This window comes from Actinopolymorpha rutila (assembly GCF_013407855.1).
GTDB lineage: Bacteria > Actinomycetota > Actinomycetes > Propionibacteriales > Actinopolymorphaceae > Actinopolymorpha > Actinopolymorpha rutila.
Map to the genome: position 1 here is coordinate 2,186,045 of NZ_JACBZH010000001.1, position 12,079 is coordinate 2,198,123.

General features: G+C 71.6%; 11 protein-coding genes. 6 read left to right on the forward strand and 5 right to left on the reverse strand.

The window, feature by feature from the left end; genetic code table 11:
- Positions 1–3: 3 nt before the first annotated feature.
- Positions 4–735 (reverse strand): alpha/beta fold hydrolase, encoded by a 732-nt coding sequence (locus tag F4554_RS09845; protein WP_179787100.1) that lies wholly within the window; start codon positions 733–735, stop codon positions 4–6.
- 172 nt (positions 736–907) lie between these two features.
- On the opposite strand from F4554_RS09845, the gene F4554_RS09850 reads away from it, so the two are divergent.
- Positions 908–2,779, forward strand: coding sequence for an HNH endonuclease signature motif containing protein (locus F4554_RS09850; protein WP_179787101.1), 1,872 nt, complete (start codon positions 908–910; stop codon positions 2,777–2,779).
- Positions 2,780–2,808: 29 nt separating this feature from the next.
- On the opposite strand, the gene F4554_RS09855 is transcribed toward F4554_RS09850, so the two are convergent.
- The 3 genes from F4554_RS09855 to F4554_RS09865 are packed head-to-tail and all read right to left on the reverse strand — an operon-like array spanning position 2,809 to position 5,909.
- The gene (locus F4554_RS09855; protein ID WP_179787102.1) at positions 2,809–3,687 is read right to left on the reverse strand and encodes an ABC transporter permease; all 879 of its coding nucleotides are present in this window, start codon (positions 3,685–3,687) and stop codon (positions 2,809–2,811) included.
- Positions 3,674–4,663 carry an ABC transporter ATP-binding protein gene (locus tag F4554_RS09860; RefSeq protein WP_337795946.1) on the reverse strand — a complete coding sequence of 330 codons (990 nt, stop codon included), beginning with the start codon at positions 4,661–4,663 and terminating at the stop codon, positions 3,674–3,676. Before F4554_RS09860 ends, F4554_RS09855 begins: the two co-directional genes overlap by 14 nt.
- Positions 4,664–4,694: 31 nt before the next feature.
- Positions 4,695–5,909 carry a LolA family protein gene (locus F4554_RS09865; RefSeq protein ID WP_179787103.1) on the reverse strand — a complete coding sequence of 405 codons (1,215 nt, stop codon included), beginning with the start codon at positions 5,907–5,909 and terminating at the stop codon, positions 4,695–4,697.
- A gap of 151 nt (positions 5,910–6,060) precedes the next feature.
- Here F4554_RS09865 and F4554_RS09870 point away from each other — a divergent pair, with 151 nt between their 5' ends.
- From F4554_RS09870 to F4554_RS09885, 4 genes are all read left to right on the forward strand, one after another.
- Positions 6,061–6,732, forward strand: coding sequence for a response regulator (locus tag F4554_RS09870; protein WP_179787104.1), 672 nt, complete (start codon positions 6,061–6,063; stop codon positions 6,730–6,732).
- Between the two features lie 4 nt (positions 6,733–6,736).
- Positions 6,737–8,173, forward strand: coding sequence for a sensor histidine kinase (locus tag F4554_RS09875; protein ID WP_337795947.1), 1,437 nt, complete (start codon positions 6,737–6,739; stop codon positions 8,171–8,173).
- Positions 8,174–8,254: 81 nt separating this feature from the next.
- Positions 8,255–9,442 carry a signal recognition particle-docking protein FtsY gene (gene ftsY, locus F4554_RS09880; protein ID WP_179787105.1) on the forward strand — a complete coding sequence of 396 codons (1,188 nt, stop codon included), beginning with the start codon at positions 8,255–8,257 and terminating at the stop codon, positions 9,440–9,442.
- 30 nt (positions 9,443–9,472) lie between these two features.
- Complete coding sequence (locus F4554_RS09885; RefSeq protein WP_179787106.1) at positions 9,473–10,255, forward strand: GNAT family N-acetyltransferase; 783 nt, start codon at positions 9,473–9,475, stop codon at positions 10,253–10,255.
- A 20-nt stretch (positions 10,256–10,275) separates the two neighbouring features.
- Here F4554_RS09885 and F4554_RS09890 read toward each other — a convergent pair whose 3' ends face one another.
- Positions 10,276–10,848 carry a TetR/AcrR family transcriptional regulator gene (locus tag F4554_RS09890; RefSeq protein WP_179787107.1) on the reverse strand — a complete coding sequence of 191 codons (573 nt, stop codon included), beginning with the start codon at positions 10,846–10,848 and terminating at the stop codon, positions 10,276–10,278.
- A 63-nt stretch (positions 10,849–10,911) separates the two neighbouring features.
- Here F4554_RS09890 and F4554_RS09895 point away from each other — a divergent pair, with 63 nt between their 5' ends.
- Positions 10,912–11,883: an SDR family NAD(P)-dependent oxidoreductase gene (locus tag F4554_RS09895; protein WP_179787108.1), complete on the forward strand. Its 972-nt coding sequence runs from the start codon at positions 10,912–10,914 to the stop codon at positions 11,881–11,883.
- Positions 11,884–12,079: the final 196 nt, after the last annotated feature.

Here is a 12,079-nt window from a genome sequence, read left to right on the forward strand (position 1 = left end):
TTGTCAGGTCAACCCGAGCTTGACGAGATATTCGCGGAGGACGGCACCGAGCTCGTCCGGATGGGTGTACCACAGGTCGTGCGGCGCGCCGGGCACGATCCGCAGCCGGGCGTCCGGCAATGCGGCGACGAGCTGCTCCACCGGCCACACCGGTCGTACGTCCGTTTCTCCATGCACCGCGCGGAACGGGACCCGGAGGTTCGCGACATCACGCCACAGGTCACGGCGGCGCACGTACCGCTTGTAGTCGGCGTTGGCGACGGAGTTGCACTCCGGGTTCCAGGTGTAGGTGCCGTGCGGTACCTCCCGATCGGCGCCGGCGTCACGACCGGCGTCGTAGGCGGCATGCCATGACCGGTCGTTCTGCAGGCCGGCGCCCGCGATGTAGAGAACAGCGGAGGTCCGCTCGGAATGCGCCAGCGCATACGCCAGTGCCAGGAAGGCGCCGTGGGAATGGCCCCCAACGATCCAGCGCTGGATCCCGAGCAGGCGCCGCAGAGCCTCCAGATCGCTCAGCGTCGTGGCCAGGTCGTAGTTGCCGTCGTGCGTGGACCGGCCGCACCCGCGCGGCTCGACCCGGTAGGTGGTGACCAGCGCGTCGACCTGTCGCGCGACAGGTGCGAGGTAGTCGCTGCAGCCGCCACCACCGGGTAACAGCAGCAGTGGAGGTCCCGAACCCGTCTTGGTCAGCCCGAACTCGATGCCGCCGACCCGCCGTGTCCCGTCCTCGGCCATGGTGGCGAGGCTAACCGGCCCGCTCAGCGGGTGACGTCGCGGCCGGCGAACCTCGCCCAGCCCGGGGCAGTCGTTCTATCACCGGGCGGCTGTTAAGAACTACCTCGATTCGCCTTGTGAGTAAGGGGTTTCCCGCGAGCAGCAGTGGATCTTGTTCGGTAGAATCGAACGCATGAGCGATGGCGGTGAGTGTTTCGGCGACCACCTGGGTGAGGAGCCTGATGGTCGTCGGGTGCTGCCTGCCGGGTTCGCTGATCTGCCGGGCGGGCCGGAGTTGGCGGCCGCGGTGGCTTCGGTTGATCTGGCCGCGTGTAACGGGTGGGAGCTGGAGGAGCTGATCAGGGCCCAGCGGCGGTTGATCTGCTGGTTGGATGCTGAGTGTCTGGCGGCGGTGAACGAGCTGACCTACGCCGAGCCCGGCATGCGTGATGAGCCGGCCGAACGGACCGTGACGCCGGACCCGATGACCCCGGAGGTGTTGGAGCCGCTGCTGGGGTGGACCGGCTACCGGGCGCACCAGTACGTCTATCTGGCCGCCACCCTGCCCCGCCTGCCGCGGGTACGTGAGGCGTTGGTGTCGGGCCAGTTGGAGCTCAACGAGGTCCGCACCATCGTGGACCGGATCACCGACGCCAAACCCGACCTGTGGGGCGGCATCGAGGACGCCATCTTCCCCAAGGTCCTCGACCTGCGCGGAGGGCTGCTGCGGGCGAAAGTCGAGGCAGAGGTCCTCAAGGCCGACCCCGAAGCCGCCGCCAAACGCCACCGCGCCGCGCGGACGGGTCGGAACGTGGCGATGTGGCCCGCCGTCGACGGAGTCGCCGACCTCGCCATCCGCGGACTGTCAGCCGATCAGGCTGCTGAGGCGTACGGTTACGTCGACGCCATCGCCCGTGCGGTGAAGTCCACCGGCGACTCCCGCACTCTCAGCCAACTCCGTGCGGATGTGGCCGCCGCCCTGCTCACCGGCACCGCCGACATCACTGACTGCTCCGCCCCCAGGCAAGCCGACCGGACACCCGGCAAGACCGAGCAGGTCGAGACCGACCAGGTCGAGACCGACCAGGTCGAGACCGACGAGAGACAGTCTTGGCCGGATGACTCCGGGCAGTGTGACGTGGAAGGCAGCGCGCCGCAGGGAGAGGGTGAGTCCGAGCGGGGTCACTGTGCCGTTCACCGGTACCCAGACCACGACCTGCACAGTGCCGACTGTGACTGCGCCGACTGCGCTCCCGCTGGGACCGGAAACGTTACGCCCCACTACACCCCCTGCCACTGCTCCACCGCGCACGACACCGCAGCCCACGACGCCGCCGAGCGCACCGCTGCGGGTCAGATCCCGCAGCAGAACCGGCGACCCGACGAGCCGACCGACCCACCACCCGATGAGGTGACCGACCCATCAGCGGGCGGGACAACAACACCGCCGCAAGCTTCGCAGCCCTGGTCTTCCTCGCAGCCGAGCTGGGGTGGGATACGAACGCGCGCGAAGATCCAGCTGAACGTTCCGCTGACCACCCTGATGGGACTGTCCACCCAGCCCGGTGAACTCGGCGGGTTCGGACCCGTCATCACCGAGGTCGCCGAACGCCTGGTCGCGAACAACCTCACCAACCCCGAAGCCCGATTCACCGTGGGTGTCACCCACCCGGTCACCGGACGGCTATTACACCTGCATCCCATCCCGGCCAGGTTCCTGCGCGGGCTGCAGGCAGAACTCGTCCATGCCCGCGACCAGCGCTGCGTGTGGACCACCTGCCGCAGACCCGCAGCAACCTGCCACCTCGACCACAACACCGAACACCACGACGGCGGGGAAACCGCCGTGGACAACATCGCCCCACTGTGCCCCCGGCACCACAAAGCCAAAACCGACCGCGACTGGAAACTCCAACAGACCGGCCCCGGCGAACACACCCTCACCGACCCCTACGGCCGGCACCACCGAAGCGGAGCACCATCCCTCACCGACCCAGCACCACCCGAACCGGCACCCGCCACCGCCGGCACCAAGACGGCCGACGACGACCTGCCGCCGTTCTGAGAACCTGCTGGTTCAGAACGCCTGCAGCCCTAGCTGGTGACGTCGCGGCCGGCGAACCTCGCCCACGCCGCGGCGAGGAAAACCGCTATGTAGGCAAGGGAAAGCCAAAGCCCCGGTGTCACCGACTCGATGGCGATCGGCGAGCGCAGCAGGTCGCCGAACCCGGTCCAGTAGTGGGTGAGGAGGTACGGGTGCAGCCAGTCCAGCTGCGGGATGACGTCCAGGATGTGACTGATGAGGCTGAGGATCACGGTGGCGATGGTGGCCCCGATGGGTTGTTCGGTCAGCGTGGACACGAACAATCCGATCGCGCCCAGCGTGGACAGGCAGACCGCGATGTAGCCACAGACCAGCAGCAGCCGGCCGAGCCCCTCGGCGAAGCCGACCTGGACGCCGGACAGCAACAGCATCGGCCCGCCGCCGAACAGGATCAGCCCGGCGACCGCGCCCACCACCGCGACCAGCACCGTGCAGGCGAACGCGAACACCACGATCCCGGCGTACTTCACCGCCAGCAGCCTGGTGCGTTCGACCGGCACGGCGAGCAGGCCGCGCAACGTGCCCAGGTTGGCCTCGCCGGCCACCGCGTCGCCGGCGATCGCCGACACCGCGAGCGGAAGGAACAACGGGAGTTCGACGGTGAGTGCGGCGAGCGCCACGAACAGGCCGTTGGAGGTGATGCCGGCGAAGAAGTTCGGGCCGTCCTCACCACCGCCGCCGCCGGAGGACGGCGAGGACAGCTTCACCGAGATGGCGATGATGAGGGGTACGGCGGCGAGCACCGCCATCCCCACCCAGTTGCGCCGCCGGCCGAACAGCAGGGTCAGCTCCGACCAGAAGAACCGCGGGCTCACCCGGCGGTGCGGGCGGGCACTCGCCCGGCCGACGATCGGCTCAGCCGCTGACATCGAAGCCCTCCCCGGTCAGTGACACGAACACGTCCTCCAGCCCTGGTTTCTCCACCCCGAACGCGCGTACAGGCACGCCGTCCTCGACCAGCACCGGCACGATCTTCTCCGGCGGCACGTCACCGATCAGCGCGCTGACCTTCGACCCGGCCACCGCGAGCCCTGTCAACCCGAACCTGCGCAGCGTTCCTTCGGCGAGGTCGGGTCGTTCGGTCTCCACCTGGACCCGGGCCTGTGCGCTCGACCGCACCTGTGCCAGCGGCGCCTGTGCCAGCAGCTTTCCGACGTGCATGACGCCCACGTGCGAACAGATCTGCTCGACCTCCGACAACAGGTGCGTGGACAGCATGACGGTCGCGCCGTCGCGGGCGAGGTCGGTGACGAGGTTGCGCACCTCGCGGGTGCCCTGCGGGTCCAGGCCGTTGGTGGGTTCGTCGAGGATCAGCAGGTCGCGTGGCTGCAGGAGTACGGCGGCCAGCCCCAGCCGCTGCCGCATGCCGAGGGAGTAGGCGCGGTAGCGCTTGCGGGCGGCCGCGAGCAACCCCACCCGGTCCAGCGCGGCGTCCACCCGTCGCCGTGCGGTCGCCGGGTCCGCCGTACGGTCGGCCGCGTCCAGCCGGTGCAGGTTGGCGCGTCCGGACAGGTAGGGATGGAACGCCGGACCCTCCACCAGCGCGCCGATCCTGGGCAGGGCCTGCGCGGACTCCCGGGGAATCGCCCGGCCGAGGAGTTCGTGCCGGCCGGCGGTCGGGCGGACCAGGCCGAGCAGCATCCGGATCGTGGTCGTCTTGCCCGAGCCGTTCGGCCCGAGAAAGCCGTAGACGGCGCCGGTCGGCACGGTCAGGTCGAGGTCGTCGACCGCGACCTGACCGGAGTGGAACCTCTTACGCAGACCGTACGTACGGATCGCCGGCGTGTCCTCGTGGTGCCCGCCCGTCTGGTCGGCGGGCACCACGGCGGACGCGGACTCGCTCACTGTGCCCCGTCCTCGCTCACTCCGTCCTCGCTCACTTCGTCGACCCGGCGACGGCGTACAGCCGGTCCGGCGACACCGCGCCCGCCAGCACCCGTCCGTCGTCGGTGACCAGCACGGAGAACAGCGAGCCCCTCAGGACGCGTCCGCTGCCCCAGCTGCCGCTGACCTTCGGCAGGGCGTTCAGCATCTGGCCGAGCTCACCGAACTGGCCACCGGGCTGGTCACCCTGCCTGCCCTTGCCAGGCGCGGCCGCCGGCCCGGACGGCATCGTGGCCACGACCACGCTGGTCCAGCCCTTGCCGACCACCCGCGGCTCCTCCGCCGGCTTCGCACCCTTGGTCGCGTCCTGCCCCGAGCGGTCCGCGGAGAGCCGGCGGTGCAGGTCGGCGTGGCCGTCGGGGTCGGCGCCGGATCCCTTGCCGGGGCCCTTCCCGGATCCCTCGGTCACCTTCGTCCCCGGCGGCGGGGTGAACCGGAACTGGTCGGCACCGGGCCGGGTGAAGCTGATCGAGGTGAACCCCACCTGGAACGCCGGCTCGCTCGCTCCCTTGGCGAACACCTGCACCTGCAGCGGGATGTGCCGGGCACCGTCGATCGCCAGCCGGACCTGGCCGACCAGGGAGGAGGTGTCGCGCGGGGTGAGGATCAGCAGGTACGCCGACCGGCCGGCGACCTTGGCGGAGCCGTCGGTGGTGACCTTCGTGGTCGGGTCGAGCGCCTTCAGCGCCTGGTCGGCGGCTTCCTGCGGCGTCTTCGGCAGGTCGGCGGGCAGCTTCGACGCGTCCGGAGCGGCGTGCTTCGCCTTCGCCGGCAGCGTGCGGTGGGTCGCCGAGCGGTCCTGGCTGGACCAGAGCCACAGGTCGGAGCCGTTGCGTACGACATCGGACTCGCCCAGCGTGCCGAGCAGCGCCAGGCGTACCCGCTGCGGACCGTCGTACCACACTCGCAGGGTGTGGCTGCCGCTGACGAGTGAGCTGAGGTCGGAGCTGCCGCTTCCGCCGTCCAGGGCGGGAAGTTTGGGAAGTCCGAGGTCGGACTGCTGGGAGACGGTGCCGGAGAACGGCACGGGGTCGGCCTTCTGCAGGTCGACCAGCAGTTGGGCGGCGGTCCGCGACGGCAGGGCGCCGGCCGCGTCGGCCCGCAGCATGGTGCCTGCGGTGCCGGCGGTGAGCACCAGCGCCAGGACGGCCACCGGAGCCAGCCAGCGCAGGGCGGGGCGGGACGTGAACAAGCCGGGGCTCCTCAAGAGAACTCCTCAGGAGTGAAGGGACGTCGACCCCCATCCTGCGTGGTGCCGCCTGTGAGCACGCTGAGAAGGTCCCTCCCGCGAGCGATTCCGTGCGGCGGGAGTCCCGCCTGCTCGCCCGGGCGGCACGGCGCGTGTCACGCTGGTGCGCGTGCGACTGCTGCTCGTCGAGGACGAACCCCGGCTCGGCCGCGCCCTGGTGCGCGGCCTGTCCGCCGAGGGTTTCGTGGTGGACCTGGCCACCGACGGCCGCGACGGGCTGGACCGGGCGCTGCACGGCGGGTACGACGCGGTGGTGCTGGACGTGATGCTGCCCGCCATGTCCGGTTACGACGTCGTACGCGCGCTGCGGGCCGAGCAGCACTGGGTGCCGGTGCTGATGCTGTCGGCGAAGGACGGAGAGTACGACCAGGCGGACGGGCTGGACGCCGGCGCCGACGACTACCTCACCAAGCCGTTCTCGTACGTCGTGCTGGTGGCCAGGCTGCGCGCCCTGCTCCGCCGTGGCGCCCCCGAACGCCCGACGGTGCTGGTCGCCGGTGACCTCACCCTCGACCCGGCCAGCCGGCGGGTGACCCGGGCGGGTGCGGAGATCACCCTGACCGCCCGGGAGTTCGCGTTGCTGGAGTACCTCATCCGCAGACCCGGTGACGTGGTGACCAAGATCGAGCTGCTCGACCACGTGTGGGACGCCACCGAGGACACCGACCCGAACGTCGTCGAGGTGTACGTCGGCTACCTGCGCCGCAAGATCGGCCGGTCGGCACTGGAGACGGTGCGCGGGGCCGGCTACCGGCTGGTCGCCGACGTGACCGTGAGGTGAGCTGGTGGACGCGAGCGGGCTGACCGGCCGGTGGCACCGGCTGACCCTGCGCGGCCGGCTGATCCTGATCGGCTCGGTCGGGGTGGCCGCCGGGCTCGCCCTGGGCGGGCTGATCCTGGTCCGGACGCTGGAGTTCACGCTGCAGCGCAACCTGGACGAGGGCGCGGTCGGCACGGCCCGCGACGTCGCCGCGCTCGCGCACGCCGGGCGGTTGTCCGACCCGATTCCGGTCGGCGGCGGAGAGTCGTTCGTACAGGTGGTCGACGGGCGCGGCCGGGTGAGCGCGGCGTCGGCGGGCACCGACCGGCTGGTGCCGATGCTCGAACCCCGCGAGCTGGCGTCGGCGCGTGGCGGAGCCCGGGTCACCGTCGCCGGAGAACAGCTGGGGATCACCGGCGCGGTCCGGGTGGTCGGCGAGCCGCTGCCGGGCGGGCGGACGGTGCTGGTGGCGGTGTCCGAACGCGGGATGGCCGAGTCGATCGGCGTCGTCAAGGGGACCTTGCTGGTGGCGTTCCCGATCCTGGTCGGGCTGCTGGCCGCGGTCGCCTGGCGGGTGGTCGGCTGGACGCTTGCGCCGGTGGAGACGCTGCGCCGGGGTGCGGCGGAGATCACGGGGACGAGTTCGGCGCGGCGGCTGCCGGTGCCGGCGGGCAACGACGAGGTGCACCGGCTCGCGGTGACGCTGAACGACATGCTCGAGCGGCTGGAGTCGACCCGAGGGCGGCAGCGAGCGTTTGTCGCCGACGCCGCGCACGAGCTCCGCAGCCCTCTGGCCAGCATGCGTACCCAGCTGGAGGTCGCGGTCTGGCTGGACGCGACCACGCTGGCGGGCGGCCCGGCGACCGCATCGGAGGCCGGCCCGGGCGGCGGCCAGCCGCCGGTCGACCTGCTCACCGACCTGCTCACCGACGTGAACCGGCTGGCCGACCTGACCAACGACCTGCTGCTGCTGGCCCGTGCCGACGAGGGTGCCCTGCCCCGGCCGGCCGAGCGGGTGGACGTGGCCGCGCTGGCCAAGGAGCTGGCGGGCAGGTACGCCGTCGCGCGGGTCCCGGTTCACGTGGACGCGCCCGAGGTCCGGTGGGTGTGCGGTACGCCGGGCGCGCTGCGGCAGCTGATCGGCAACCTCGCCGACAACGCCGTCCGGCACGCCACCACCCGGGTGCTGGTCGCGGTGGAGGACCCGGGCGAGGGCGACGGGGAGGGCGTGCTGATCACCGTCACCGACGACGGGCCGGGGATCGCGCCCGCGGACCGGGAGCGGGTGTTCGACCGGTTCACCCGGCTGGACGACGCCCGTGCCCGCGACGACGGCGGCAGCGGGCTGGGCCTGGCGATCGTGCGGGAGCTGGCCCGCCTCCACGGCGGCACGGTGACGCTGGCCGACGCGGGTCCCGGCGTACGGGCGGAGGTACGCCTGCCCGCCGCGGACCGGCCCTGACCAGCGCCGTTCGGCGGGTGACCGGCCGTGACCGCCCCGGGCGTGGGCGGTTCCCGGCCCGGTCTGGGAGGATGAACGATCGTGGAGTACGTCGTCGCAGCCATCGTCATCGCAGTCATCGCCCTCGGCGCCGCCGGAACGTTCCTCCTCACCCGGGGCCGCCGCCGTGAGCTGCCGCCGCAGGCGGACCGGGGCACCGGCACCATCTCGCCGCCGGCAGAGAAGGAGTCCGAGGCGGAGGGCCCGGTCACCACCGCCGAACGCCCGAGCGGCACCGGCGCCCCCGTACCGCCCACCGAGGAACTCGATCTCGTCGAGCCGCCCGCGCCCACCGTGGAGCGGCCCGAACCCGTCCAGGGCCGCCTGGTCCGGCTTCGTTCCCGGCTGGCGCGTTCGCAGAGCACGCTCGGCAAGGGTCTGCTGGCGATGCTGTCCCGGGACCGGATCGACGAGGACACCTGGGAGGAGATCGAGGACTCCCTGCTGTCCGCCGACGTCGGCGTGGGCCCGACCCAGGAGCTGGTCGAGCGGCTGCGCACCAGGGTGCGGGTCGAGGGTGTCGCCAGCCCGGACCAGGCGCGGGAGATCCTCAGGTCGGAGTTGCTGCACCTCGTCGGCACCGATCTGGACCGCTCGGTGCACGCCGACCGTACGGCCACCAACCCCGCCGTGGTGCTCGTCGTCGGCGTCAACGGCACCGGCAAGACGACCACCTGCGGCAAGCTCGCGCGGGTCCTCGTCGCCGAGGACAAGGACGTCATTCTGGGCGCGGCCGACACCTTCCGCGCCGCCGCGGTCGCCCAGCTGGCCACCTGGGGTGAGCGGGTGGGCGTACCCACCGTGCGCGGCCCGGAGGGCGGCGACCCGGCCAGTGTGGCGTTCGACGCGGTGAAGGCCGGCGTCGAGCAGGAGTCCGACGTGGTGATCGTCGACACCGCCGGCCGGCTGCACACCAAGACCGGCCTGATGGACGAGCTCGGCAAGGTCAAGCGGGTGATCGAGAAGCAGGCTCCGGTGAGCGAGGTGCTGCTGGTCATCGACGCCACCACCGGGCAGAACGGCCTCACCCAGGCCCGGGTGTTCGCCGAGGTGGTCGACGTCACCGGCATCGTGCTCACCAAGCTGGACAGCACCGCCAAGGGCGGCATCATCATCGCCGTGCAGCGCGAGCTCGGCGTACCCGTCAAGCTCGTCGGCCTCGGCGAGGGCGCCGACGACCTCGCGCCGTTCGCTCCGGAGGAGTTCGTCGACGCGCTGCTCGCGGACTGAGTTCGGGCGATCCTCGGCGATGGCTCTGCGATGACGGCCGGCGAGCCGACCCGGCCGGACCTGCCGGTGAACGCACGGCTGTGGGCGGCGCACGCCGACGCCTGGCAGGCGATGGGCCGGATCCGGGTGGGCGGTGGCGGCGGCGCCGCGCTGCTGCCGGGCTGTTCGGTGATGGCCTCCGGTCTGCCGTACCCGCAGTGGAACAACGGCGACGTGACCGACCCGGCGCTCTTCGACCTCGAGCAGGTACGCGCGTGGTACGCCCCCCGCGGCGTGCCGTGGGGAGTGCGGGTCCCGGCAGGCACGCCCTGGCCGTACGGGCGGTGGTTGTTCCGGAAGCGGTGCATGGCGCTGACGCCGTCGGCGTACGTACGAACCGCGGCAAGGCCGCCGGGCCTCGTCAACACCCCGGCCGGGCCCGGCGAGGCGGAGCTGTTCGCCACGGTCGACGCGGCCGCGTTCGGCGACCCGGTGGAGCCGAACCTCGCCTGGGTACGCCCGCAACTCGGCGCGAACGGCTTCCGGTCCGTGCTGGCCCGGCTCGGCGGTGAGCCCGTCGGCGTGGCCACCGGCATCCGCACCAGCGGCCCCGGTGGGGAGAGCGTCGGCGTCTTCGGCGTGGGCGTCCAGCCGCGGGCCCGGCGGCGCGGCATCGGCGCCGCGCTCACCGCGGACATCCTGGACTGGGGTTTCGGCGGCGGCGCGACGCTCGCCCACCTGAACCCCGAGACCGAGGAGGCCGCCCGTCTCTACCCGCGGCTGGGCTTCACCGAGGTCGCCGGCCTGGACGTCTACGTCGGCCTCGACGGCTGACGGTGCAGCGACCGCCCTGCTCAGCGGACCAGCAGCTCGATGGCCACCTTCAGTCGTTCGAGGAAGAACTCCCGTGACGGCGCCTGGTGCTTGAGGCCGATCGATGCGCTGATCATCGTCTGGGCGATCGGGAGCGCCGCCTTCCGACCTGTCTGCGCGGCGATCGCAGCGCAGACCAGCTGCTCGAACCGCCGTGGCGCGGTCTCGACCACCTCGCCCAGCAGGTCGGGGTTGGCCTCGATGACCTCCGTGACGTCGCGGGTCAACGGGCCGACGTAGCGGCCCGCCCACTGGTCGAACGCGTCGACGAGACGCTCCGGCAGGGGACGTCCGGTGTCTGCCAGGACGTGTTCGACCGCCGAGAGGTCGCGCTCCAGGGCCTGGGTGACCGCGGCGCGGAACAGGGCCTCCTTCGAGGCGAAGAGGAAGTAGAGCCCCGGTCGGGAGATTCGCGCCGCCCGCGCCACCTCGTCCATCGAGGTCTTCCGGTAACCGAATCGCGCGAACGTGGTCAGGGCGGCGTCCAGGACCGCGGTCCGCCGGTCGCCATCGCCGACTGTCGAGGACTGGCGGCCGCCATCGGAGCTCGTCATGGACCGAGGATACGAAGGACCCTCGAACTATACAACTCGGGTCTACTGTGTATAGTCCGAGCCGTGGCCGAATCAGCGCTCATCTCCACCCCCTTCACCGCCGCCAGCACAGCGGACGACGTACTGCGAGGCGTTGACCTGACCGGGGTCCGCGCCGTCGTCACGGGAGGCTCCTCCGGGATCGGGGTCGAGACCGCTCGCGCGCTGGCCGCTGCCGGGGCGGAGGTGACCCTCGCCGTCCGGAACTCGACCGCGGGCGACGCTGTCGCCGAGGCAATCGCAGGGTCCGCCGGGGGAATCCGGCCCCGGGTCGCTCGGCTCGACCTCGCCGACGCGACGTCCATCGTACGGTTCGTCGACGCATGGCACGGCCCGCTACACCTGCTGATCAACAACGCCGGCGTGGTCACCGGCGGCCTCGAGCGAACCGGCGAGAACTGGGAGCTGCAGTTCGCGACCAACCATCTCGGCCACTTCGCGCTCGCCACCGGTCTGCACGGCGCGCTGGCCCTGGGAGCGTCGGACCGGGACGGAGCTCGGATCGTCGCGGTGAGCTCGACCGCGCACATGCGTTCGGGCATCGACTTCCACGACCTGCACTTCGAGCGCCGCGGCTATGACCCGCAGATCGCCTACGCCCAGTCGAAGACGGCGAACTCGCTGTTCGCCGTCGAGGCCACCCGGCTGTGGGCACCGGACGGGATCGTCGCCAATGCCGTGAACCCCGGTGGCGTCGCCACGGGACTGCAACGGAACTTCACCCCGCAACAGAAGCAGTCGCTGGACGCGGCCGAGGCCGCCGGCGTCTTCACGTACAAGACGGTCGAGCAGGGGGCCGCGACCAGCATCGTCGCGGCCGTCCACCCGGCCTTCGCGCACACCGGTGGCCACTACCTCGACGACGCGCAGGAGGCCTACACCGTGCCGAACGGCGCCGACCTCGCGCGGCATCCCCATGGGGTCAAGGAATGGGCGCTCGATCCCGCCATCGCCGAGCGCCTCTGGGAAGTCTCGGCCAATCTGGTGCGTGCCTAGGGCGAGTTTCGAAGGGGGACGCCTGGCTCGTGCCGACCGGGTCGCGTCCAGATGTACTAGTGCACATTCATGCCGACGCAGCCCGCACTAGTGCTTAATTGCGGTCGGCCAAATCCGCACTAGTACTCATGCGCATCCGACTTCGACGCACTAGTACTCACGCCTGTCAATACTGTGGCGGTCTGTCCGCCACGGG